The sequence below is a fragment of the Virgibacillus sp. FSP13 genome (assembly GCF_054048505.1).
Genome location: NZ_JBSVKG010000002.1, coordinates 1 through 25,374 on the forward strand (window position 1 = coordinate 1; position 25,374 = coordinate 25,374).

28 protein-coding genes are annotated in these 25,374 nt (G+C 38.4%); 26 read left to right on the forward strand and 2 right to left on the reverse strand.

Annotation, left to right across the window (positions count from 1 at the left end):
* Positions 1-453 precede the first annotated feature (453 nt).
* On the reverse strand, positions 454-1,740 hold the full coding sequence (locus ACW2QC_RS01825) for an NCS2 family permease (RefSeq protein ID WP_457542284.1): 1,287 nt from the start codon (positions 1,738-1,740) through the stop codon (positions 454-456).
* A 135-nt stretch (positions 1,741-1,875) separates the two neighbouring features.
* On the opposite strand from ACW2QC_RS01825, the gene sdaAB reads away from it, so the two are divergent.
* The 9 genes from sdaAB (at position 1,876) to rnc (ending at position 10,032) form a co-directional block, all read left to right on the forward strand.
* Positions 1,876-2,538 (forward strand): L-serine ammonia-lyase, iron-sulfur-dependent subunit beta, encoded by a 663-nt coding sequence (gene sdaAB, locus ACW2QC_RS01830; protein ID WP_457542285.1) that lies wholly within the window; start codon positions 1,876-1,878, stop codon positions 2,536-2,538.
* A gap of 57 nt (positions 2,539-2,595) precedes the next feature.
* Positions 2,596-3,480, forward strand: coding sequence for an L-serine ammonia-lyase, iron-sulfur-dependent, subunit alpha (sdaAA, locus tag ACW2QC_RS01835; protein ID WP_106497660.1), 885 nt, complete (start codon positions 2,596-2,598; stop codon positions 3,478-3,480).
* Between the two features lie 5 nt (positions 3,481-3,485).
* Complete coding sequence (gene recG / locus ACW2QC_RS01840) at positions 3,486-5,519, forward strand: ATP-dependent DNA helicase RecG (protein WP_457542286.1); 2,034 nt, start codon at positions 3,486-3,488, stop codon at positions 5,517-5,519.
* 103 nt (positions 5,520-5,622) lie between these two features.
* Positions 5,623-6,195, forward strand: coding sequence for a transcription factor FapR (gene fapR, locus ACW2QC_RS01845; protein WP_457542287.1), 573 nt, complete (start codon positions 5,623-5,625; stop codon positions 6,193-6,195).
* Between the two features lie 6 nt (positions 6,196-6,201).
* Positions 6,202-7,209, forward strand: coding sequence for a phosphate acyltransferase PlsX (gene plsX, locus ACW2QC_RS01850; RefSeq protein ID WP_457542288.1), 1,008 nt, complete (start codon positions 6,202-6,204; stop codon positions 7,207-7,209).
* Entirely contained in the window at positions 7,206-8,147 is a 942-nt protein-coding gene (gene fabD, locus ACW2QC_RS01855; RefSeq protein ID WP_457542289.1) for an ACP S-malonyltransferase, read from the forward strand. The genes plsX and fabD overlap by 4 nt, the downstream gene beginning before the upstream one ends.
* Complete coding sequence (fabG, locus tag ACW2QC_RS01860) at positions 8,147-8,887, forward strand: 3-oxoacyl-[acyl-carrier-protein] reductase (protein WP_457542290.1); 741 nt, start codon at positions 8,147-8,149, stop codon at positions 8,885-8,887. Before fabD ends, fabG begins: the two co-directional genes overlap by 1 nt.
* 139 nt (positions 8,888-9,026) lie before the next feature.
* Positions 9,027-9,263, forward strand: coding sequence for an acyl carrier protein (locus tag ACW2QC_RS01865; protein WP_106497655.1), 237 nt, complete (start codon positions 9,027-9,029; stop codon positions 9,261-9,263).
* An 85-nt stretch (positions 9,264-9,348) separates the two neighbouring features.
* Positions 9,349-10,032, forward strand: a complete 684-nt coding sequence (gene rnc, locus ACW2QC_RS01870; RefSeq protein WP_457542291.1) for a ribonuclease III — start codon at positions 9,349-9,351, stop codon at positions 10,030-10,032.
* Between the two features lie 73 nt (positions 10,033-10,105).
* Here rnc and ACW2QC_RS01875 read toward each other — a convergent pair whose 3' ends face one another.
* Entirely contained in the window at positions 10,106-10,330 is a 225-nt protein-coding gene (locus tag ACW2QC_RS01875; protein WP_457542292.1) for a DUF1128 domain-containing protein, read from the reverse strand.
* 247 nt (positions 10,331-10,577) lie between these two features.
* On the opposite strand from ACW2QC_RS01875, the gene smc reads away from it, so the two are divergent.
* The 17 genes from smc (at position 10,578) to ACW2QC_RS01960 (ending at position 25,154) form a co-directional block, all read left to right on the forward strand.
* A complete protein-coding gene (smc, locus tag ACW2QC_RS01880) occupies positions 10,578-14,144 on the forward strand; it encodes a chromosome segregation protein SMC (RefSeq protein ID WP_457542293.1) in 3,567 nt (1,188 codons plus the stop codon).
* A 16-nt stretch (positions 14,145-14,160) separates the two neighbouring features.
* Positions 14,161-15,159, forward strand: coding sequence for a signal recognition particle-docking protein FtsY (gene ftsY, locus ACW2QC_RS01885; protein ID WP_457542294.1), 999 nt, complete (start codon positions 14,161-14,163; stop codon positions 15,157-15,159).
* Between the two features lie 49 nt (positions 15,160-15,208).
* The gene (locus ACW2QC_RS01890) at positions 15,209-15,538 is read left to right on the forward strand and encodes a putative DNA-binding protein (protein ID WP_457542295.1); all 330 of its coding nucleotides are present in this window, start codon (positions 15,209-15,211) and stop codon (positions 15,536-15,538) included.
* A 13-nt stretch (positions 15,539-15,551) separates the two neighbouring features.
* Positions 15,552-16,895, forward strand: a complete 1,344-nt coding sequence (ffh, locus tag ACW2QC_RS01895) for a signal recognition particle protein (protein ID WP_457542296.1) — start codon at positions 15,552-15,554, stop codon at positions 16,893-16,895.
* Between the two features lie 168 nt (positions 16,896-17,063).
* Positions 17,064-17,333 carry a 30S ribosomal protein S16 gene (gene rpsP, locus ACW2QC_RS01900; RefSeq protein WP_106497648.1) on the forward strand — a complete coding sequence of 90 codons (270 nt, stop codon included), beginning with the start codon at positions 17,064-17,066 and terminating at the stop codon, positions 17,331-17,333.
* 17 nt (positions 17,334-17,350) lie between these two features.
* Complete coding sequence (locus tag ACW2QC_RS01905; protein WP_457542297.1) at positions 17,351-17,578, forward strand: KH domain-containing protein; 228 nt, start codon at positions 17,351-17,353, stop codon at positions 17,576-17,578.
* Positions 17,579-17,652: 74 nt separating this feature from the next.
* Complete coding sequence (locus ACW2QC_RS01910; RefSeq protein ID WP_457542298.1) at positions 17,653-18,042, forward strand: YlqD family protein; 390 nt, start codon at positions 17,653-17,655, stop codon at positions 18,040-18,042.
* Between the two features lie 11 nt (positions 18,043-18,053).
* Positions 18,054-18,572, forward strand: a complete 519-nt coding sequence (gene rimM, locus ACW2QC_RS01915) for a ribosome maturation factor RimM (RefSeq protein ID WP_457542299.1) — start codon at positions 18,054-18,056, stop codon at positions 18,570-18,572.
* A complete protein-coding gene (gene trmD, locus ACW2QC_RS01920) occupies positions 18,572-19,312 on the forward strand; it encodes a tRNA (guanosine(37)-N1)-methyltransferase TrmD (protein ID WP_457542300.1) in 741 nt (246 codons plus the stop codon). Before rimM ends, trmD begins: the two co-directional genes overlap by 1 nt.
* Positions 19,313-19,466: 154 nt before the next feature.
* Positions 19,467-19,919, forward strand: a complete 453-nt coding sequence (locus ACW2QC_RS01925; protein WP_457542301.1) for a hypothetical protein — start codon at positions 19,467-19,469, stop codon at positions 19,917-19,919.
* A gap of 60 nt (positions 19,920-19,979) precedes the next feature.
* Positions 19,980-20,186 carry a hypothetical protein gene (locus tag ACW2QC_RS01930; protein WP_457542302.1) on the forward strand — a complete coding sequence of 69 codons (207 nt, stop codon included), beginning with the start codon at positions 19,980-19,982 and terminating at the stop codon, positions 20,184-20,186.
* A 155-nt stretch (positions 20,187-20,341) separates the two neighbouring features.
* Positions 20,342-20,686 (forward strand): 50S ribosomal protein L19, encoded by a 345-nt coding sequence (gene rplS / locus ACW2QC_RS01935; RefSeq protein WP_457542303.1) that lies wholly within the window; start codon positions 20,342-20,344, stop codon positions 20,684-20,686.
* Between the two features lie 118 nt (positions 20,687-20,804).
* The gene (gene lepB / locus ACW2QC_RS01940; RefSeq protein WP_457542304.1) at positions 20,805-21,368 is read left to right on the forward strand and encodes a signal peptidase I; all 564 of its coding nucleotides are present in this window, start codon (positions 20,805-20,807) and stop codon (positions 21,366-21,368) included.
* A 13-nt stretch (positions 21,369-21,381) separates the two neighbouring features.
* A complete protein-coding gene (gene ylqF, locus ACW2QC_RS01945) occupies positions 21,382-22,230 on the forward strand; it encodes a ribosome biogenesis GTPase YlqF (RefSeq protein ID WP_457542305.1) in 849 nt (282 codons plus the stop codon).
* Between the two features lie 84 nt (positions 22,231-22,314).
* The gene (locus ACW2QC_RS01950) at positions 22,315-23,085 is read left to right on the forward strand and encodes a ribonuclease HII (RefSeq protein ID WP_457542306.1); all 771 of its coding nucleotides are present in this window, start codon (positions 22,315-22,317) and stop codon (positions 23,083-23,085) included.
* Positions 23,086-23,115: 30 nt separating this feature from the next.
* Positions 23,116-24,876 carry a hypothetical protein gene (locus tag ACW2QC_RS01955; RefSeq protein WP_457542307.1) on the forward strand — a complete coding sequence of 587 codons (1,761 nt, stop codon included), beginning with the start codon at positions 23,116-23,118 and terminating at the stop codon, positions 24,874-24,876.
* Complete coding sequence (locus ACW2QC_RS01960; RefSeq protein WP_457542308.1) at positions 24,873-25,154, forward strand: EscU/YscU/HrcU family type III secretion system export apparatus switch protein; 282 nt, start codon at positions 24,873-24,875, stop codon at positions 25,152-25,154. Before ACW2QC_RS01955 ends, ACW2QC_RS01960 begins: the two co-directional genes overlap by 4 nt.
* Positions 25,155-25,374 lie beyond the last annotated feature (220 nt).

The following is a 25,374-nucleotide window of genomic DNA, read 5'->3' on the forward strand; positions in this document are numbered from 1 at the left end:
ACTCCGCTGGTTGTGGTGCTCTGATTATCGATAGGAGAAATGCCATGGGTTCTAACGTTACACGGGCTTTTTCTCACTTGAACCGAGAATTCACTCAAGCAATAGCTGAATGTAATGAGTTTTTAAATCACAACACCAGTGGAGGAAATACACGTAGACTCCTGGGGGAAGAGAGGCATCGGTGAGACCCCGCAGTGCGTTAGCACGAGGAGGCTAAACAGCCGCCCCCGGAAAGCGAAGTGTATTTCCGTAGCGGTAATTAGTGCGCAGTTTATAGATTATATAAAAACAAGATCCTTTTAGAAAACAGTCTAAGGATTCAACAAAACCCTTATATGACAACTAAAAATAGAGTGCTAAGATCACCTGAGATTTAGCACTCTATTTGCATTATTATTTACGATTTTCTCCACGACTAAACTACTTACAAGCAAGGACGACTTCATATTTAAATTATAAACCAATAATTTTCATCACAAAATCAAATAAAAACAGGGATGAAATGATAACTAATGCTGTTGACAGTTCTCTTTGTTTACCCAAGGCCAATTTTACAATTGGATAAGCGATAAAACCAAACGCCATTCCATCAGCGATACTATACGTGAATGGAATCATGACTGTGATCAGAAATGCTGGAAGTGCTTCTGATAAATCATCAAGCGAAATATGTCGGATATTTTGGGCCATTAATACGCCAACAATGATAAGAATGGGACTAATAGCTGTATTTGGAATCATCGATATCCATGGAATGATAAAAATAGTTGCCAAGAACAATACACTAGCTGTAATTGCCGCTTTGCCGGTTTTTCCATTAGATGCAATAACTGCTGCATTTTCCGCTGCTGAGACAGTTGGTGAAGTACCCAAAAAGCCAGAAGCCAATGCTGAAAAGGCTGTAACCTGATATGCTTTTTTATAGCTGTTATCCCGCTTCAGCATTTGCAGTTGTCCATTCAATAACCCCATATTTTCAAAAATAAGGATCATTGCTAATGGGAAGACAGCAAGCCAAAACGAAAATTCACCTACTGCCGTGAAAGCTGGAATGAAAATTATTTCATCAACATTAATTGTTGCCGTATTCGTTGTAGAATCAAGAATGCCAAAGAAATAGGCAAGTATTGTTCCACCAACCATCGTAAACAGGAAGTTTGCTGGGATATTTTTAATAAATAAAAATATCGCTAAAAATAATGTTAACAAACTAACGATGACTGTGGGTGAGGTGAAATCACCAAGCGCAATGATAGTATGCTCACCACTGACAACAAGTTGGCTTTTTTCTAAACCAATTAAGATCAAGAAGAATCCTAATCCAACTGTAATAGCATGTTTTAACGATTCCGGGATCGCCTCTTTTAACAACAGTCCCAATCTACTAAATGCTGTAATTAAAAAAATAATGGAAGCAATCAAGACAACTGCTAATCCCTCTTGAAAAGTAAGTCCAGTCCCTTCAATAATGGAGTAAGCAAATAGTGCATTGATTCCCATACCCGGAATTATAATTAGCGGAAGTTTTGTAAAGAATCCCATTAGGAGAGTTCCAACAAAACTGGCTAAAATCGTTGCTGTCATTCCACTTTCCAGCGATATACCCGCTTCACTAAGAATCGATCCATTTACAACCACAATATACACAGTTGTCAGGTAGCCGATTAACCCGGCGAGTAATTCGGTATGCCATTTTCCATTTGCTGTTTCTAAATTGGCCCGATTACCGTTATAAGGCATGTAATCTCCTCATAATTCTTTCTATCCCTCTCCCGCCCGATTATAAAGAAATATAATCCACAACTGATTATTATAGAGGTTTTTGTTATAATTGACAATAGATATAGATTACGCGGGAAAAGAGGGTGTATCGAAATGAAGTTCAATTCAGTATTTGATATCATTGGACCAGTGATGATTGGACCATCTAGTTCACATACAGCAGGTGCAGCTAGAATTGGAAAAGCTGCACGTAATTTATTTGGGGAAGAACCAAAATGGGCAAAAATCCATTTATATGAATCCTTTGCCAAGACGTATAAGGGGCATGGGACTGATTTTGCTCTAGTTGGTGGGCTGTTAGGATTTGAAACAGATGACCCACGGATGAGTAAAGCATTAGATATTGCCAGTGAGAAAAATATAAACGTGGAATTTATAGAGGATGATGCCAAGGCAGATCATCCAAACACGGCACGTCTTATTATCGGCAATGAGACGGAGGAAATGGAATTAGTCGGTATCTCTATCGGTGGTGGTAAGGTAGAAATTACCGAATTAAACGGATTTGAACTACGTTTGTCTGGAAATCACCCGGCAATTTTAATTATGCATAATGACCGGTTTGGTGCAATTGCCTCCGTAACGAAGATTCTGGCAAAATATGAAATCAATATCGGTCATATGGAAGTAAACCGAAAAGATGTTGGTAAAGAAGCCTTAATGGTGATTGAAGTAGATCAAAATGTCGAGGATCGTATTTTGAAAGAATTAGAGAATGCCGATCATATTATTCAAATAGCGAAAATCGTTAGTTAGGAACTAGGGAACGATCTCGTAAGCAAATGAATAATGATCAGGGAGAGGAGTCAACTTATGTTTCGTACTGTTGCGGAATTAGTAGAGATTGCGGAAAAAGAAAATATACTTATATCAGAAGTTATGATTCGTCAGGAAATGGATGTGAAAAATCTTTCGCGCGAGGAAGTTTTCGCGAACATGGAAAAGAATTTGAATGTCATGGAGAAGGCGGTTGAGGATGCGCTTGAGGGTGTGCAATCGGTTACTGGTTTAACCGGTGGAGATGCAGTCTTAATCCAAAACTACATGAAGGAAAAGACGCCGCTTTCAGGGAATTTGTTATTAGATGCTGTTAGTAAAGCAATGGGGACTAATGAGGTAAACGCAGCGATGGGCACTATCTGTGCAACACCTACTGCAGGAAGCGCTGGATGTGTACCCGGGACTCTATTTGCGGTTAAAAATCAATTGAATCCGACGAGAGAACAGATGATACGTTATTTATTTACAGCAGGTGCGTTTGGTTTTGTTGTTGCTAATAATGCTTTCATTTCTGGTGCAGCAGGCGGCTGTCAAGCAGAAGTTGGATCAGCGGGGGCAATGGCATCAGCAGCAATTGTCGAGATGGCTGGCGGAACTGCTCAGCAGTCTTCTGAGGCGTTTGCCATGACATTAAAAAACATGCTTGGGCTTGTGTGTGACCCTGTGGCAGGATTAGTTGAGGTGCCCTGCGTGAAACGTAATGCGGCAGGATCATCACTTGCCATTGTGTCAGCAGACATGGCTTTGGCCGGTGTAACGAGCCGTATCCCTTGTGATGAAGTGATCGGTGCCATGTACAGAATTGGAAAAACAATGCCGTCAACCTTAAGGGAGACTGGTGAGGGTGGTCTTGCTGCAACACCAACAGGCCAAGCAATAAAAGAAAAAATATTTGGCATGTCAGTTACGAAAGAGTGATTTTTTTGTTACAGGACCCCGTACAAACAGTTAAAGGAATAGGTGAGAAATTTGCCGAGGACTTAGCAACTATTCATATATATACGGTAGAAGATTTACTGTTTTATTTTCCTTACCGTTACGATGTTTTTGAAATAAAGCCACTCCGTGAGTTAATTCATGATGATAAAGTGACGATTGAGGGAAGGGTTATTCATGAACCTTCTCTCACTTTTTATGGTAGAAAAAAATCGCGGCTCACGTTTACAGTTGAGGTTGAAAATGTTGCAATCAAGGCAGTTATGTTTAACCGAGCTTTTGCAAAAAAACAAATCAAGCCAAATGACACGATGACATTGACTGGAAAGTGGGATGCTCATCGTCTACAAATAACAGTCAGTAATTATAAAAAAGGTCCTGCCGAAAATCATGCAACCATTCAACCGATGTACTCATTAAAAGGGAATATTACGAATATAAAATTAAAAAAGGCAATCCAAACCGCATTAACTGGATATGGTAATCAAATTGAAGAAATATTGCCTGCTAGTTATCTAGAGGCATACAAGCTCCCTAATCGACATGATGCATTAATGGCGATGCACTTCCCGAAAGACAGGTTATTATTGAAACATGCACGAAGAAGATTTACATATGAAGAATTTTTACTTTTTCAGTTGAAAATGCAATTGTTACGTAAAATAAAGCGGGAAGCAACACAAGGAAATACACAGCTTTATAATCCTGATAAACTACAGGAGTTTGTTGATCATTTTCCATTTTCTTTAACGAATGCACAAAAACGGTCACTTAATCAAATTTTGTCTGATATGAAATCGCCACATCGAATGAATCGATTGCTCCAGGGAGATGTCGGATCGGGAAAAACGGCGGTAGCGGCAATTGCTCTCTATGCATCTATAACAGCCGGTAAGCAAGGGGCGCTGATGGTGCCAACAGAAATATTGGCCGAACAGCATTTTCAATCGTTAACTGAATTATTTGGGGAAAGAGCGAATATCGCGTTGCTGACTGGGTCGGTAAAAGGGAAAAGGCGTAAGGAAATCTTAGCGGCGGTTGAGTCATCTGAAGTAGATATTGTTGTTGGTACACATGCATTAATTCAGGAAGATGTATTTTTTGCTGACTTAGGTTTTGCGATTATTGATGAACAGCATCGGTTTGGTGTGGAACAACGGCGCATATTGCGTGATAAAGGACTTGATCCAGATGTGCTATTTATGACTGCAACACCGATCCCAAGAACATTAGCGATTACAGCTTTTGGTGATATGGATGTTTCTGTTATCGACGAGATGCCTTCCGGGAGAAAAGAAATCGAGACGTATTGGACAAAGGAAAACACGCTTGAACGAGTGTTACAGTTTATTGAAAAACGGATTGCCCAGGGAGAGCAAGCCTATGTTATTTGTCCGTTAATCGAAGAATCGGATAAGCTGGATATTCAAAATGCAGTAGATCTCTATAATCAATTACAGGCGTTTTACCCAGCTACGATAAATGTTGGTTTAATGCATGGAAGATTGCAAACCGTTGAAAAAGATGAGGTCATGAAGCAATTTGCCGCTAATGAAATCCAAGTACTGGTTTCAACAACTGTTGTAGAAGTTGGAGTCAATGTCCCAAATGCTACGATTATGGTGATTTATGATGCAGAACGGTTTGGATTATCACAATTACACCAGCTCAGAGGTAGGGTTGGTCGTGGAGACAAGCAAAGTTATTGTATCTTGATAGCCGAACCAAAAGGAGAGGTTGGCAAGGAACGGATGCGAATCATGACGGAAACAAATAATGGGTTTGAATTATCAGAGCAAGATTTAAAGCTTCGTGGCCCTGGTGATTTTTTTGGAAAAAAACAAAGTGGTGTTCCTGAGTTTAAAGTTGCCGACATGATTCATGATTATCGTGCATTGGAAACAGCCCGTAACGATGCCCAGGAAATCATCGAAGCAAATTTGTTGGATAGCAACGAGGAGTTTTCCAAATTACGAACAATACTTGAGAATGATGCTGTTTTAAATAGCAAACTTGATTAAAAGATTCTTGCATAATTAAGAGACGTATTATATATTACTATTAGGACCTAGTCATAAATTAAATAAATAAAACATTTTCCAATAATTGCGGATGGTGCCAAAAATGAAACGTAGCAAAGTTGAACGACAACGGTTATTAAAAGAGACGATCGAACATACACCGTTTATAACAGATGATGAACTGTCAAAGATATTTTCAGTTAGTATTCAGACAATCCGATTAGACCGTATGGAGCTTGCTATACCGGAATTGCGTGAACGAATTAAATCGGTGGCGACAAGCCAATGGAACGAAACAGTAAAGGCGCTACCTTTAGATGAAGTAATTGGTGAGATTATTGATTTAGAATTAGATAGTCGAGCAATTTCTATTTTAAATATTAAACGAGAGCACGTTTTTTCACGTAACAAAATAGCCCGTGGACACCATTTATTTGCTCAAGCAAACTCACTTGCTGTAGCCGTTATTAATGATGAATTGGCACTAACAGCTAAATCAGAACTTAAATTTACCAGACAGGTTACAGAAGGGGAACGTGTCGTAGCTAAAGCATCCGTTGAAGAAGTAAATGACAATGGCTTGACGACCGTTCTAGTTAATAGTTTTGTCGATAATGAAGTTGTGTTTACCGGTGTGTTTCATATGTATCGATCAAATGAGCAACAGAGGAGATAGATCAAAATGAGAATCGCAATTGATGCCATGGGAGGCGACAATGCACCAAAAGAGATTGTTCTTGGTGCGATGGATGCCGTAGCTCAAATTGATAATTTACAAATCACGTTAATTGGTGATCAAGAAAAAATCAAGCCATTTTTAACGAATGATACGAACATTAACGTGATTCACACAGAGGAAGTCATTACAGGAGATGATGAACCTGTTCGAGCAGTACGTCGAAAGAAAAATGCTTCGCTCGTGTTGATGGCTAAAGAAGTAAAAGACAATCATGCAGATGCATGTATTTCAGCAGGAAACACTGGTGCATTAATGAGTGCAGGTTTATTTGTTGTTGGAAGAATACCTGGAATTGACCGTCCAGCATTAAGTCCGACATTACCAACAATTGATGGAAAAGGATTTTTATTATTGGATGTTGGAGCAAATGTTGATGCAAAAGCACATCATCTTGTACAATATGCAATAATGGGAGCCATTTACACAGAAAAAGTCCGATCCATTAAAAATCCAACAGTCGGGCTATTAAATGTCGGTACGGAAGATGGGAAAGGGAACGATCTTACGAAAAAAACTTTCACACTACTAAAAGATGCCCCTGTCCATTTTGTCGGTAATGTGGAAGCAAGAGATTTATTGGATGGGGTGGCAGATGTTGTTGTCACCGACGGATTCAGCGGAAATATTGCTTTAAAAACGATTGAAGGTACTGCACTAACTATGTTTTCGATGCTAAAGCAAACATTTATGTCGTCGATGAAAACAAAAATTGCCGCAGGATTAGTGAAAAATGACTTGAAAGGACTGCAGGGCAAACTCGATTATTCCGAGTATGGTGGTGCAGGTCTATTTGGGTTAGCAGCGCCAGTTATTAAAGCACATGGTTCATCAAATCGCCGAGCCATTTTTAATGCGATCAAACAGGCATGTCATATGATTGAACTCAATGTAACAGATACGATTCAGTCAACGATAATTCAGGCAGAAACCGAGAAGGGGGAAACCGAATGAAACGCGTAGCATTAATGTTTCCTGGACAAGGATCACAAGCAATTGGAATGGGGAAAGTGTTTTACGACAATTACCCGGAAATAAAAGAGTTATTTCAAGAAGCAGACAAGACACTGGGCTTTTCACTTTCAGAAATTATGTTTGAAGGCCCAAATGAAACATTGACGTTGACCGAAAACGCCCAACCAGCGTTATTGCTTTCTAGTATTGCGGTACATACATTACTAATTAAAGAGCAGATTCAACCTGTCATGGCTGTAGGACACAGTCTAGGCGAATACAGTGCACTAGTTGCTGCGGGTGCATTATCAATAGAGGATGCGTTACCATTAGTTGCCGCTCGAGGCAGGTTGATGGAAGAGGCTTATCCTGCTGGAAAAGGGGCAATGGCAGCTGTATTAGGAATGAAGCAAGAGGAAATTGAAACAGCGATTGAAGGAATGGATTCAGATGAAATCGTTGATATTGCTAACCTAAATTGTCCGGGACAAATTGTCATCTCTGGTACAAAAGAGGGGATCGAACAGGCATCAACGGTGTTAAAAGAAAACGGCGCTAAACGTGTACTTCCATTAAATGTTAGCGGTCCATTCCATTCACGTTTAATGAAACCAGCGAATGAAGCATTTGCTAAAAAATTGGATGAAGTGGCGATAACAGAAGCAAGTATACCTGTTTATGCCAATGTAACAGCGGCACCTGTAACAGATGACAATGAAATTAAGGAATTATTGTTAAAACAACTCTATTCTCCAGTGCGTTTTGAAGAATCAATTCGCAATATGATCGAGGAAGGCGTAGATGCTTTTATAGAAGTTGGCAATGGAAAAGTATTGAGTGGTCTTGTGAAAAAAATCAGCCGTAGAACACCAACATTTGCCATTCAGGATCAGGAATCAATGGATGCGTTTATTTCGTGGTACAGGGAGGAATCCTAATGTTACAAGGGAAGAATGCTTTGGTTACTGGTGCTTCACGTGGAATCGGCAGGGCAATTGCATTAGAGTTAGCCAAACAAGGTGCAAATGTTGCTGTGAATTATGCAGGCAGTGAAGCAAAAGCGCAGGCCGTTGTTGAAGAAATTGAAAAATTAGGCGTGAAGTCATTTAAAGTTCAAGCCGATGTCGCAAATGAAGCAGATGTAAAAGACATGGTCAAACAGGTTATCAGCGAATTTGGCGGCTTTGATATCTTAGTCAATAATGCAGGAATTACCCGAGATAACCTACTGATGCGTATGAAAGAAGAAGAATTTGATCAAGTTATTAACACGAATTTAAAAGGTGTATTTGTTTGTACAAAAGCTGTAACAAGACAAATGATGAAACAACGCAGCGGAAAAATTGTCAATGTAGCATCAATTGTCGGCGTCAGTGGAAACCCAGGCCAAGCTAATTATGTAGCTGCAAAAGCAGGCGTAATCGGACTAACAAAATCAACCGCAAAAGAACTGGCTTCAAGAAATATTTTTGTTAATGCCGTTGCACCTGGATTTATTTCAACAGACATGACCGATGCGTTAACAGATGAGCAACGTAAAGGGATGCTTGACATGATTCCATTGGCAAAGTTAGGCACAGCGGAAGATGTAGCCAGAGTCGTCCGCTTCCTGGCCTCAGACGATGCAAATTATATCACTGGACAAACCATTCACGTTGATGGCGGAATGGTGATGTAGGCACAAAAAGCGTCGTTGAATGCTAGCTGATGAACATGCCATTTCCTGTGGTCCCATCGTCACTAGTACGTACTGAACATTGGAATTGGATGCGGCTATCAAATATTTTGCATATCCATTTGAAAGGAGGTGAAGGATAGTGGCAGACGTATTTGATCGTGTAAAAGATATTATTGTGGATAAACTTGATGTGGAAGAATCAAAAGTAACAATGGAAGCTTCATTTAAAGATGACCTTGATGCAGATTCATTGGACGTAGTTGAATTGGTAATGGAATTGGAAGATGAATTTGATATGGAAATTGCCGATGAGGAAGCTGAGAAAATTAATACAGTGGGTGATGCTGTTAATTACATAAACAGTACACAATCTTAATTATTACATTTTATTTTTGTAGGAAGTCTCGCATGTGCGGGGCTTTCCGTATATTTTTAATAAGGTCGAAGCGGGTGACATAAATATGGATGTTGCAAAACTGGAAAAACAACTTGATATCACATTTAACGATCATGCTTTAGTTAAGCTGGCGTTTACACATTCATCCTATGTGAATGAGCATCGAAATGAAGTATTTTCGGATAATGAACGATTGGAATATTTGGGTGACGCTGTATTGGAATTAGCCGTTTCTCAATATTTATATCGCAATAACGCAAACATGCCTGAGGGTGAAATGACCAAGTTACGGGCAGCAATTGTTTGTGAACCTTCATTAAATAATTTTGCTCGTGATTTACAATTTGGTGAGCATTTATTGTTAGGGAAAGGCGAAGAACAAACAGGTGGACGTGAGCGACCGGCAATACTTGCAGATGCATTCGAAGCATTTCTTGGCGCATTGTACCTTGATCGAGGCTTTGATGTTATCTTGAAATTCATGGATAAATTTGTCTTTCCGAAAATAGATACCGGTGCTTTTTCGCATGCGATGGATTATAAAAGTCAGCTTCAAGAACTGGTCCAGCAATATCGAAATTCCAATGTTGAATATAATATTGTCGAAGAAAAAGGACCATCACATGATAAGGAATTTGTTTCAGAAGTTGTGATAAAAGGGAATGTATCAGGCCGTGGAATCGGTCGAACAAAAAAAGAAGCGGAACAGCGCGCGGCAAAACATGCGTTGGATTCGTATAATAAATAGGTTGTAAGGCAGTAGCTCATAATGTTTGCTACTGCCTATTTTGGTGAAAATAAAGGCAAAGAGCTTCAGATCTCTACCCTTTCCTCACTGACCGCAATTCATCAATAAAGGCTTGTGTTTCTGACGCACTTAATTGCCCTTTTTGTTTAACCATATCGTACATAAATTTTAAATCCTCATATTTATTCAAATCGTAATCTTCCGGATCCATAATCGACCGATTTACCACACCAAGCATTTCAGCTAATTCGTCAAGGATTATTTTTAAATTTTCTGTAGAAGGATTTTCTAAACCCATATGAACACCCCGATTCCGTAAAGTATCGTAAAAAAAACAAAGCAAAATATGTATGATAGTAGTCTTACCCTTCTTTTGTTCCTTCCTTTATGATAAAATAAATGCGGTAAAATGCCAAATACAATTTAGTTGGCAGTCGGTGAAAATTGAAGTACAAGTGGTTTAGTTTATAGGAAAAAGGCTATGTCACCGATTTCTATAAACTCTAATCGCTTACTTCTAATCTCCGGAAGATAGGAGAATGAATATGTATTTAAAACGGTTGGAAAGTGTTGGATTTAAGTCATTTGCGGAGCGGATCAATGTTGACTTTGTTCCTGGTGTTACGGCAGTAGTCGGCCCAAACGGAAGCGGGAAAAGTAATATAACCGATGCACTGCGTTGGGTTCTTGGAGAGCAATCAGCTAAATCGTTACGTGGCTCCAAAATGGAAGATATTATTTTTCAAGGTAGTGACACGAGAAAACCGTTAAATGTCGCCGAAGTAACATTAGTTTTAGATAACACAGATCAAACACTGCCACTTGATTATGAAGAGGTAAGTGTGATGAGACGTGTTTATCGCTCGGGAGACAGTGAATTTTATATTAATAAACAATCATGTCGTTTAAAGGATATTGTCGATTTATTTATGGATTCTGGGCTTGGACGGGAAGCTTTTTCTATTATCAGTCAAGGGAAAGTAGAGGAAATATTAAGCTCAAAAGCCGAAGAACGCCGAACTATCTTTGAAGAAGCAGCAGGAGTTTTAAAATATAAACATCGAAAAAAGAAAGCGGAATATAAGCTTGCTGAAACACAAGAAAATTTGAATCGTGTGGAAGACATTATTCATGAAATTGAAACGCAGATCGGTCCATTACAACAACAAGCAGAGACTGCACAAACATACCTTAAGCAAAAAGGACAATTAAAAGAACAGGAAATTTCGTTATTAATTACCGAAATTGAACAACTTCATGAAGAGTGGCAGACGTTGTTAAACGAAATAGATAAAGAAAAGCTGTCCGAGATTGAGTTGAAAACAACCATTCAACAAAAGGAAGCAAAATTGGAAACTGAACGGCAGCATATACAGACACTAGACGATCAAATCGATCAACTGCAAACAACGCTGTTAACAATTACACAAGAATTAGAACAATACGAAGGAAAAAAGCAAGTATTAAATGAACGAACAAAACATTTTACTGAAAATAAAGCGGAATTAGAATTGCAGCAACAGGAAGCAACTGACAGAATTGAAAAGTTGCAGTTTGAATTAGTGGAAGAGAAGAAAAAACTAGCGGAAATTACCAAGACTAGAAATGAAACGAAACATAAATTGGGACAGTTAGAAGACCAACTAACGACTGAAAAGGAAAATATCTCTGAACGAATTGAAGATTTGAAAACGGAATATATCGAGTATCTAAACAATCAAGCAGCCAAACGTAACGAAAAGCAATCGATTCAGCAACAGCTTCAACAAATTACAGCAAAAAAAGATAGGCAAGAAACGAAATTTGGTGACCTTTTAGCAGCCAGAGAAGAATTAGACGGTAAACAAGCACAAACAAGTGAAAATCTTTTAAACCAGCAGCAACGTTTTCAAGCGAAGGAATCATCCATTAAACAATTAAAGGGTGAATTGGAGAAAAATAGAAGTCAGTTTCAGGAATCACAAACAAAGCTTTATCAAGGCTATAACTATTTAGAAAAACTGAAATCAAAAAAAGAAATGCTTGAGGAGATGAAAGAAGATTTTCAAGGATTTTTTAATGGTGTAAAGGCTGTTCTAAAAGCTAGAGAAGAACAAAAGCTTGCAGATATTCATGGTGCTGTCATCGAATTGGTTGAAGTGCCAAAAAATTACATAACAGCGATTGAGACAGTTCTTGGTGGTCAAGCACAGCATATTGTCGTTCAAGATGATGCAGCCGCAAGAAAGGCGATTACATGGCTGAAACAGACAAATCAAGGACGAGCAACTTTTCTACCATTAGGGTCAATTCAGGCTCGCTATCTCACAAAAGATATTTTGATGAAAGTAGAAAATCATCAAGGGTTTGTAGGGATTGCTGCAAATTTAGTTTCCTGCCAGGCAAAGTATAAGAAGGCAATCGATCATTTAATGGGACATGTGATTGTTGCTAAAACATTAAAAGATGCTAATGAGATTGCGAAAGTTGCGATGCGCAGGTTTAGAGTTGTTACTTTAGATGGTGATGTCGTCAACCCTGGTGGTTCAATGTCAGGTGGGGCTAAAAAGAAAACGAACCAGTCGCTGTTTACGAGAGATAAGGACTTACAGGAGATTACGAAAAAGCTGAATGAATTTCAAGCGAAAGCAAACGCTTTTGAACAAGCTGTGAAAGAACAAAAGCGTACCATTGAACAGCAAGAAAAAGAACTTGAAGCACAGCAAAACGCGTCCATTTCCGAACAACAAGCATTACAGGACATACAAGCGGATTTGAAAGAAATAGAACTAAAACAAGCCACATTAAATGAAAATCTAACATTGTATGACCGAGATAAACAACAATTTGATACCGATACAGAGGAACTGCAAACGAGAGATGCTCAGTTGACAGTGGACTTAAACGAGATTGGACAGCAGCTGACGACGATTCAGAAACAAATCGATGAATTAACGGTAAAAGATTTGCGCTTCAAAGAAAGCCAAGAGCAAATGCAAGATGATTTTCATCAATATCAAGTGATGCTTGCTGAACAAGAAGAACGTTTAAAAAGTCAGCGTGAAAAAACGAATACGCTCACGTCTCAGTTGAATGATCTAATCGAACAAAATAGCTCATATACGAAAAAACTAGAAGAAATAAACGATCTTGAACAAAATGAGGTAACGGAAGAAGAGCTTACGGAACATATTCAGACAAAACAAAGGGAAAAAGAAGAAATTACGAGTAAGATTCAACAAAAGCGTGCGGAACGTTCTGAACGAACACAACTAATTCAAGATCAGGAACGGGAACTAAAAGAAGAAAATAAACAGCATCAGGGATTTGTAGAAGCAATTCAAACGAAGGAAGTAAAAGCTAATCGGCTTGATGTCGACTTAGAAAATCGCTTATCGCGTCTGCAAAAGGAGTACACGCTAACATTTGAACGTGCAAAACAGACCTATGCAAAAACAGAAGATACGGAAATGGCAAAACGGAATGTGGAGCAGATAAAACAGTCAATTGAGCGATTAGGGACCGTAAATCTTGGTGCAATTGATGAATATGAACGCATTTCTGAGCGATACACTTTCTTGTCTGATCAAAAAAATGACTTGGTCGAGGCAAAACAAACGTTATACACTGCTATTGCTGAAATGGATGAAGAAATGGAAAATCGTTTTGAAACAACTTTTTCACAAATTAAAGCAGAATTTACTGTCGTGTTTAAGGAGTTGTTTGGTGGGGGACGTGCAGAATTAAAATTAACTGATCCGAAAAACCTCCTTGAAACTGGCATTGATATTGTTGCTGAACCACCAGGAAAAAAATTGCAGCACTTAGGTTTATTATCTGGTGGAGAACGAGCACTGACGGCAATTGCTCTGTTGTTTGCCATTTTACGGGTTCGGCCTGTTCCATTCTGTGTATTAGATGAAGTAGAGGCTGCATTGGATGAGGCAAATGTTGCTCGATTTGCTAAGTATGTAAAAATGTATAGTGAACAAACACAATTTATTGTGATCACACACCGTAAAGGTACAATGGAAGAAGCGGATGTTCTGTATGGTGTAACAATGCAAGAGTCTGGTGTGTCACGTCTCGTTTCTGTTCGTTTAGAAGACACAAAAGAATTGGTAAAATCATAAGGAGGTTGCTCGTGTAATGGGTTTTATGGATAAGCTTAAAAACAAATTTAAACAAACCGACAAGGAAGAAGAAGTGACGACGAAATATAAAGAAGGAATGAAGAAAACACGGAATTCTTTTTCGGGAAAAATCAATGACTTAATTGCTCGTTATCGTAAAGTGGATGAAGATTTTTTTGAAGAGCTGGAAGAAGTACTTATTTCCGCTGATGTAGGCGTGATGACGGTCATGGATTTAATCGATGAATTGAAAATGGAAGTAAAACGCCAAAACATTAAAGATACAAAAGAAGTAAAAGAAGTAATTTCCGAAAAGTTGGTAGCTATTTATTATGGTGATGATGAGGAAGAAATAGAGGAATTGAATGTACAAGAAAACGATTTAACCGTCGTTCTTGTCGTGGGTGTGAATGGTGTTGGCAAAACAACATCGATCGGCAAACTGGCTCATAAGTTTAAGCAAGAAGGAAAAAAGGTAGTGTTAGCGGCAGGAGATACTTTCCGTGCTGGTGCGATTGAACAGCTTGAAGCATGGGGTGAACGTGCGGAGGTAGACGTTATCAAACAAAATGCTGGTAGTGATCCAGCAGCTGTTATTTTCGACGGTATTAAAGCAGCAAAATCTCGTGGTGCAGATATATTATTATGTGATACTGCTGGTAGATTGCAAAACAAGGTCAACTTAATGAATGAGTTAGCTAAAGTAAAACGGGTCATCGAAAAGGAAATTCCTGGTGCGCCACATGAAGTATTGCTCGTATTAGATGCTACAACAGGGCAAAATGCAATGAGCCAAACAAAAACATTTTCAGAGGCCACGAATGTTTCAGGTATCGTGCTGACGAAGCTTGATGGGACTGCTAAAGGCGGGATTGTCCTCGCGATTCGTAATGAATTGCATATACCGGTGAAATTTGTTGGGCTGGGTGAACAGGTGGATGATCTTCAAGCGTTTAATGCAAATGCATTTGTATACGGTTTGTTTGCGGATTTACTTGAAGAGGACAACGAATAATGGTAGTATGATTATGTAAAGGGCTTTCACTTAACAAGGGGTGAGCAGATTGCTAGAAAAGACGACACGAGTCAATTATTTATTTGATTTTTATCAAGCATTATTAACCCCTAAGCAGCGAAGTTATATGGAAATGTACTACTTAGAGGATTATTCATTAGGTGAAATATCGGAACTGTCACGGGTTTCAAGACAAGCTGTATATGATAATATTAAACGTACAGAGACGATGCTTGAATCCTATGAGAAAAAATTGCATTTATACGATAAATTTCAACAACGTGCAGAATTGCTAGATAAACTGGAACGAACAGCAGCTGCAGGGGATACAAGTAACGCTATTATTGCTATGATTAACCAATTAAAAGAATTAGATTAGGGGGACACCTTCTATGGCATTTGAAGGACTGGCCGACCGCCTGCAAAGTACAATAAAAAAAATAACTGGTAAAGGTAAAGTCAGTGAGCAAGACGTTAAGGAAATGACACGTGAAGTCCGCCTGGCTTTACTTGAAGCCGATGTGAATTTTAAAGTTGTCAAAGATTTAATAAAACGAATAAAAGAACGTGCTGTTGGACAAGAAGTGATGGAAAGCCTCACACCTGGTCAACAAGTTATAAAAGTTGTTAAAGAAGAGTTAACCGACCTAATGGGTGGCGAACAAAGTAAAGTTGCTGTTGCTGATAAGTCGCCAACCGTTATTATGATGGTCGGTCTGCAAGGTGCAGGTAAAACAACGACAACAGGGAAGCTTGCTAATTTACTACGAAAAAAACATAACCGTTCACCATTACTTGTGGCATGTGATATCTATCGTCCAGCCGCAATTAAGCAGTTAGAAACATTGGGAACACAATTAAACATGCCAGTATTTTCCATGGGAACTGAAGCAAATCCAGTTGATATAGCAACGAAGGCAATCGAACAAGCAAAAGAAGAGCATCATGATTATGTCATCATTGATACTGCTGGACGTCTGCATGTTGATAATGAATTGATGGATGAATTACAACAAATTAAATCAACCGTTAAACCGGATGAAATTTTCTTAGTTGTTGATGCAATGACAGGTCAGGATGCTGTTAATGTTGCGGAAAGTTTTAATGAACAGTTGGATATATCTGGTGTTGTCTTAACGAAACTTGATGGGGACACCCGTGGTGGTGCCGCACTTTCCATTAAAGCTGTCACAGATAAGCCAATTAAATTTGCTGGTATGGGTGAAAAACTTGACGAATTAGAAGCATTCCATCCAGAGCGTATGGCCTCACGGATCCTTGGCATGGGTGATGTGTTAACACTAATTGAAAAAGCACAAACAACCGTCGATGAGAAGCAGGCGAAAGAATTAGAAGAAAAAATGCGGACCGCGTCATTCACCTTTGATGACTTTTTAGAGCAAATGGGTCAAGTAAAGAAAATGGGTCCATTAGAAGATTTGCTCTCTATGATTCCGGGTTCAGGAAAAATGAAAGGCTTAAAAAATGCCCAAATTGATGAAAGTCAGCTTACCCAAGTAGAAGCTATCATTCAATCGATGACCAAAAAAGAGCGACAAGAACCTGATATTATGAATGCAAGTCGTAAAAAGCGTATTGCTAAAGGATCAGGGACGTCCGTATCGCAAGTCAATCGACTACTCAAACAATTTGGCGAAATGAAGAAAATGATGAAACAAATGACCAACATGCAAAAGGGTAAAAAAGGAAAGGGTATGAAGTTTCCGTTTATGTAAAGCACAAAAAGCCATTGGGCACTAGAGCTTGACGTGGCTGTTTCTGTAACGGAAATGTGCCCAGCCGTCAGAATATATTTGTGTTGTAATGGAAAAACACTTTACAGACAAACAAGTTTCTGATAGAATCTAAACTTGTGATAGATAATTAATTGGAGGTGCAAAAACATGGCTGTAAAAATTCGCTTAAAACGTATGGGATCTAAAAGAAATCCATTTTATCGTATCGTTGTAGCTGATTCACGTTCTCCTCGTGATGGACGTCAAATCGAACAAATTGGAACATATAACCCGGTAGTGAACCCGGTTGAAGTTAAAATTGATGAAGAGAAAGCACTTAGCTGGATGACGAATGGTGCAAAACCAAGTGATACAGTACGTAATCTTTTCTCAAAACAAGGCATCATGAAGAAATTCCACGACCAAAAAAATCAATAGTAAGGTAGTGAGATATCATGAAAGCCCTAATCGAATCAATTGTTACAGCGCTAGTCGATTATCCAGATGATATCGTTGTGACAGAAACAGAAGAGGAAGCAAAGATTGTTTACCATCTAACTGTGAATCAACATGATGTTGGTAAGGTTATTGGCAAAAATGGTCGTATCGCTAAAGCAATCCGTACCGTTGTTTATGCAGCACGTACGGATGCTAACAAACGAATTTATTTAGATATTATGTAAAAAGGGAGAGGCGGATACCTTTCCCTTTTTACACATGACTGTTTTAAATCGTTTTAGGAGAGCGAGGAACAGGTATGAAGATAATCAAAAAGGTATTAATCAAACAAATTGTCACGGAAAAAAGCAAGGCAAAGTTACAAACAAATTTTGACCAACATAAAATGCGGCTTGAACAAGAGTGTCAACAACTACTGTTTGAACAACGTAAACTGCAAAATAAAACGGGTGTATCAAAGCAAGAAGTTGCTAGTCGTTTTCAGCAGGAAATCAAAAACCGTAAAGAAAAAATGAAATTGCTCGATTTCAAGATTGAGCAGTTGGACATGTTAGAAATAGGTAGTGAAATCGTAGAAAAAGAAGTTGAAGCTCTTGTTGAGGTAGATGTAGGTACGCATTGGAATGAAATAATGGATGATAGAGCAATTGTCATTAAAGATGATGTTGTCATTCGGATTGATGAATAGTAGGTGAGTTTATGGATGGAGTAGAATTTTTTAATGTTGGTAAAGTCGTCAACACGCATGGGATTCGTGGGGAAGTAAAAGCAATCCGTATTAGTGATTTTGCAGAACGCTTTGCTATTGGTGAAACGTTATATGTGGTTATGGAAAAGGAGGATCCTCTTCCAGTAGTAATTGATGGGCATCGAACACATAAAGGCTTTGACCTTATCCATTTCAAAGGTCTTGATAATATTAATGATGTAGAACATTTTAAAGGTGCACAGTTGAAAATTACTGAAGCTCAGCTAACAGACTTAGATGAAAATGAGTATTACTACCACGAAATCATTGGTTGTGACGTCTATACAACTGAAGGGAAAATGTTAGGGACTATTAAAGAGATTTTAGCACCTGGAGCGAATGATATATGGGTAGTAAAACGGCCTCAGGGTAAAGACTTATTAATACCGTATATTGAGGATGTTGTGAAGCAAATTGATATTGAAGCAAATAAAGTGGTTATTGAGCCAATGGAAGGACTGCTTGACTAATGCATATTGACGTTCTAACACTCTTTCCGGAAATGATCTCAAGTGTTTTTAATTCTTCTATTTTACAGAAAGCCCAAGATAAAAACCAATTCACCTACAATTTGGTTAACTTCCGTGATTACACGGAGAATAAGCACAAGAAAGTAGATGACTATCCATATGGTGGCGGGGCAGGTATGGTTTTAACCCCGCAGCCTGTATTTGACGCTGTTGATACCATTATGAAAGAAAAAACGACAACCCCTAGGATAATTTTAATGTGTCCCCAAGGTGAACCGTACAACCAAAAAAAAGCTGAAGAATTGGCAACGGAAGAACATCTTGTTTTTATTTGCGGGCATTATGAAGGCTATGATGAGCGGATCAGGGAACATCTTGTAACAGATGAAATTTCGATCGGTGATTACGTTCTGACCGGTGGTGAGCTTGGGGCAATGGTTGTGATTGATAGTGTTGTTAGGCTGCTCCCGGATGTATTGGGTAACAAAGAATCTGCACCAGAGGACTCCTTCTCGACCGGATTGCTAGAACACCCCCATTATACCCGTCCAGCAGATTTCCGCGGCATGAAGGCCCCTGATGTCTTGTTATCAGGTGACCACGGTAAAATTGAACAATGGCGCAGGAGGGAATCACTGAGACGGACATATGAACGACGGAGAGATTTGATCAAGCGGAAAGATTTATCGGAAAATGACCTGCTGTTATTAGATGAAATTAAAAATAGGCATGATAGATAAACTATGATCAGGTAGAGGTCATAGTTTTTTTGTGCACAAATTTTGTCGAGAGGTTTTGTATGTTATTTTCCAATAAAGATATTGAAGTATTCTAAAAATACAGGTATATTGAAATAGTAAATAAGCCATTTCGGGGGGTATCATCATTCGACTATTGGTGTTTATTCTATTATTTACACTATTAGTTACCGCCTGCAGTAGTGAACAATCGATTTCAAAAGAAACTTCTTGGCAAAATGATACGGAACAAGCTAAGTCATCTGGAAATGAGAGAATTGTTACCGATGATGGAAAGATTACCTTTGAAATTATTAATAATGTAGAGGCATCCAAGGAAAAAGTTGAAAAAATTAAAAAGGAGATTTTGCAGGCGTACAATGATATTACGAATTCAATCAAAACAGACTATGTTCCTGCCAAGGAGATCGATATATTACTTCTACAAGGCAATGCGCCATCCTTTGGTTCCAGAAAGGAAATAATACTATATTCGATTACGGATGACAATTATCCCCTTGTACATGAATTAACACATACGTTACTTGGATATGGTGAAGATTTCGATAGGAGCAGGGGTTTTTTAACACAAGAAGGATTGTTTCAATAGACCCAGATGTATTTAATAGGAGCAATTAAAGATTTGCGAAGAGGAAGGGAGCAATTTCTTATGAAAAAGTTTCTTTTGTTTTTAATAATCGCCCTGTTGGTAACGTGTATTATATGTTTTGCTATCGGTTATGTTGAATATGGTATTGGTGCTGGTGTTGTTTTCATGATAGTTGGTATGGCGACTGCGAACGTTTATTCACAAAAAAATCAGGAATACTTGCATAACAAGTGGCATGAGGATTATGTCCGCCGCAATAAAAGATAGAATAGCGTAAGTAATTTTAACCGAAAAACAGTTGAACTGACGTCTCTGTTATGGTATATTAATTGTTGTGCTTAAGTGTTCGGCTTAGGCATTAAAACGATGTTCCGCTGTCACCTAGTGAGATATGAGCATTAGTTTGGAAGGAGTGAAGTAGGATGCAAAAATTAATCGAAGACATCACAAAAGATCAACTTCGCACAGATCATCCTGATTTTCGCGCGGGTGACACTGTAAAAGTTCACGTTAAAGTTGTTGAAGGAACTCGCGAACGTATTCAGGTGTTTGAAGGTGTTGTTATCAAACGTCAAAATGGTGGAATTAGCGAAACATTTACAGTAAGAAAGCTTTCTTATGGTGTAGGTGTTGAACGTACTTTCCCATTACACTCACCAAGAGTTGCGAAAATTGAAGTTTCCCGTCGTGGTATTGTACGTCGTGCTAAACTATACTATCTTCGTAATCTACGTGGTAAAGCTGCACGTATTAAAGAACGTCGGTAATCATAATTCTGTGAGAAAGGAGCTTGGCCTTGTGTGCAAGCTCTTTTTTACTTTAGAATAGCGAATCATTTGTAGCAAAACATAATGTATACACATTGTAACTGCTGGAGGTTAGATTATGACCAAGCAAGAGAAAAGTGAGTGGTTCGGTTGGGTCAAAGCATTACTTTTTGCATTTGGACTAGTCTTTGTTGTAAGAATGTTCTTTTTTGCACCAATTGTTGTCGATGGTCCGTCCATGCAACCGACGTTACACAATCGGGACCAAATGATTGTTAATAAGTTTGTTTACCACCTTCATGAACCAGAACGATTTGATATCGTTGTTTTCCATGCTACGGAAAAGAAGGATTTTATTAAACGGGTAATTGGACTACCAGGTGAACATGTAGCTGTTGAAGACGAAACATTATACATTGATGGTAAGAAAGTTGCCGAGCCGTTTTTAAACAAACAGAAGGAAGATCTACAACCTGGAGAGGTTTTAACTGGCGATTTTCGTTTAGAGGACCTTCCTGGTGGGTATGAAACGATTCCAGATGATTATGTATTAGTACTTGGTGATAATCGCAGTAATTCAACGGATAGCCGTATGTTAGGTCTGATTTCCATGGATCAAATTGTTGGAAAAACCAGTTTCATTTACTGGCCATTTGATCATTTTCAGATAGTAAAAGAATAGGGTGAAAAAAGTTATGCCAATACAATGGTTTCCGGGCCACATGGCGAAAGCACGCCGTGAAGTGGAAGAAAAATTGAAACTTGTTGATTTTGTTATGGAATTAGTTGATGCACGTGCACCGTTATCATCGCAAAATCCCATGCTTCAGCAGGTTCTACAAAGTAAGCCTAAAATGATCGTTTTAATGAAAAAAGATTTAGCCGATCAACGTGAAACAGATAAATGGATTCAATACTTTAATCAAAAAGGCAGTACAGCTATTGCGATTAATGTAAATGATAAGTCAGATATTCAAAAGGTAATTCAAATTGCCAAAGACCTTGGTCAAGAGAAAATGGAAAAATTAAAGAAAAAAGGTATTCAGCCGCGTCCTGCCAGAGCAATGATTGTCGGAATACCAAATGTTGGGAAATCAACTTTAATTAACCGGCTCGCTCATAAAAAAATTGCAAAAACGGGTGACCGACCTGGTGTAACAAAACAACAATTATGGATTAAAGTGAAAAAAGACTTTGAATTACTTGATACACCAGGAATATTGTGGCCTAAGTTTGAAGAGGAACTAGTTGGCTACCGTTTGGCTGCGTTAGGAACGATAAAAGATCAATTACTTTCCTTGCAAGATATAACAGCCTTTGTTATCAACTATATGCAGGAACATTATCCGGAACTAATTGAAGACAGATATCCAATTGATCGTGATATGGACGACATGTGGGATGTTTTTGTTGCAATTGGAAAACAGCGCGGCTGCCTGGAAAGTGGAGGTAACGTTAATTTTGATAAAGTAGCTGATATTGTTATTCGTGATCTTCGCACAGGGAAACTAGGAAAAGTCACATTAGAGTCGGCTGCAGATTAGTTGGCATACATCTTCGGGTGCGTGTCAACTTTTTTCATAAACAAATAGATGAACCGAACCGATATTAACAGTAGAGGTGTACATATGGATAAAAAATCAATTGTTGCTTTAAAACAATTATTTGAAACGAATGCAGTGACTAATGACATAATAGCTGAATTAAGAAAAGATGAACGCAAAGGAGTTCAAAAATTACTCCAACGCTACGATCGCGAAAAGCGTAAAGAACAAGTAATGAAAAAAAACTTCGCAGAGATGTGCCACTTTGAACAAATAAATTATGATAAAGGCTGCCGGTATATTGCTGGAATGGATGAAGCTGGCAGGGGTCCACTTGCTGGTCCAGTGGTAGCCGCAGCGGTTATTTTGCCTAGGGATTTTACTTTACTCGGTTTAAACGATTCCAAGCAATTAAATGAAGCAACACGTAATCGTTTTTTTGAGATTATAAAAAAGCAAGCGGTGAGTTATGGAATCTCTATCGTTAGTAATCAAAAGATTGATCAAGTTAATATATATGAAGCGACGAAACTAGCAATGTATGACGCCATAAGCCAACTTGAACCAAAACCGGATCATGTTTTAATTGATGCGGTTAACCTTGATAATCTTCCATGTACATCTGAAGCAATTGTAAAGGGTGATCAAAAAAGCATTAGCGTTGCAGCTGCCAGTATTTTAGCGAAGGTTACACGAGATCAGTTAATGAAAAAAATCCATATAGAATTTCCAATGTATGATTTTGCGTCCAATATGGGGTACGGTACAAGGCACCATATGGACATGTTAGAACAACACGGGATTACGCAATATCATCGAAAATCATATGCACCTGTAAAAAATGCAGCTAAGTGAATCAAGTAAAATGAAATGGGGTGAATCTAATTGCGTCTTCAACAACTAACTCGCCTTGCTGGGTCTAACATACAAGAATCGCAACCTGTACTACGACAAGGTCAAATTATCCAAGGTAAAATTTTACATTTATACCCAAATAACAAAGCGAAAATTCAGCTTGGTACTAAGAATTTGATCGCACAATTAGAAGCCTCATTAACAACAGGAGAATCGTATCATTTTCAAGTACAAGCTACAGGTGACCTCGTTCGTTTAAGGGTACTGGGATATCAATTAAAAGGCCAAGTGCAACAAAATGTTGAAAGCTTACTAAAGAAATTGGGGTTAAAGTCGACAAAACAACATATAGCTCTTTTAAAGCTGCTTATGACTGAAAAGATCCCGTTTGACAAAGAACAACTAGTAAAGGCATTTCAATTAATTGACGCTACGAATAATAAAATTCAAGCTCGACAAATTGCTAAAGAAATGATCGCGCATAAATTGCCGCTAACAGATTCCGTTTTCCAAGCCTTACATACGAATCGTACAAGTGGATTTTCTGATCAAATGAAGGCATTGTTGTTTCAGCTGAAGCAGGATACGAACCAAACGCCGGTACAACATCAGCTAATGAAACAATTATCTTCCATGACTGAGCGGCCAACTGATGGAAGGGCTGCTTTCATGAAACATATCATGAATGAGGTAGACCAAAACAGGCCGCAATTTTTTAATATGTTAAAGCAAGCTGGAGTGGTAAACACGGAAGTTAGTTTTGCATCATGGAAAGCTGAATGGGGTAAGGTTAATGAACACTTCAATCGTACTAGTAATGTAGCACTTCCATACCAATTGGATTATGAAACAAGCGTAAAAAAATTAGAGGTATTTAACAAAAAAATTAGTCAAGATGTAAAACAATTTCTAAAAAACTGGACGAAAGAAATTGGTCAAGCACTGCAAAAACATACGAACTTAACTCATGGTGAATTTGCTGTGCTAAAACAGCAAATAAAGAAAACATTATTACCAGTACTTACTAATAATCAAGCACAGCAAATTCAAAAGCATGTACAAAATAACCTGGAATCACTTCAGCATCTTTTAACCACTTTTGAGTCAATGCACAATAATCAAGTTAATACGAAAGTGGATCAATTGGTAGCGAATGCAAAAGGAAATGAAAATGTATACTTACTAAATCCGAGAGATCAATTTTTACAACAGGTTTGGCAAGTGTTGCGTTTTACTGGTCTCAATTATGAAAATCAAATTCAAAATGAAAACCAATCAACGACAATTAAGTCAATGTTAATTCAACTGTTGCAACACAGTGATGGAGTGACCCATGATCGATCACAACAATTATTACATTTCATCAATGGTCTGCAAATTAATTCCGTTCATGATTCAGCAAATTTTATCCAGGCCAGTATCCAATTACCGGGTGAAAAATTAGCTTTAAATCAGGATGTGCAGCTTGATTTTACGGGAAAGAAAACAGAAAAGGGAGAAATCAGTCCGGATTATTGCCGAATCTTATTTTATTTAGATTTAACAAACTGGAAGGAAACAGTTATTGATATGAACGTACAAAAGCGATCCGTAGCTATAACTATTTTTAATGATCAAGATCAGTTACATGATCAAACACAAGCATTGAAACCAGTATTAAAAGAATCACTAAAGGCATTGAACTATCATTTATCGATTGTTACGTTTAAACCATTAAAAGGAATAAAATCAACAGATATCATAACAAATAATCAATCGTTATCTGCTCAAGGGGTGGATTTTCGCGTATGAATATAAAACGAAAAAAGGCTACTGCATTGCGATATGACAAAATCCAAGATCATGCTCCTAAGGTTACCGCTACAGGAAAAGGTTTAACCGCTGAGAATATAATCGAGAAAGCAAAAGCAAACAATGTGCCGATTCAGGAGGATGCATCATTAGTAGAGTTGTTATCTGAATTGAATATTAATGAGACAATACCGGAGGAACTTTATCAAGCAGTTGCGGAAGTTTTTGCATTTGTATATCAAGCAGATCAAAGTGCTGGAAACGCTAAGAAGGAATAATAATATTACCCTGAGCACGGAAACGACATACAAAAGTTTCCGTGCTTATGCTTTTTACAGCATCGGTAACCCTGTTTTGTAAGTAAGGAAAGTATAAAATTTGGCCTCTAATTTGTTCTCGAGCGGGACAAGCCACGTCCAGCTCCAGCGCTAAAGCGTTAGCGAGACTTCCCTCACCTCCGTCCGATAAGTCAACATCGATTCGCTTCCGCTTTTGATG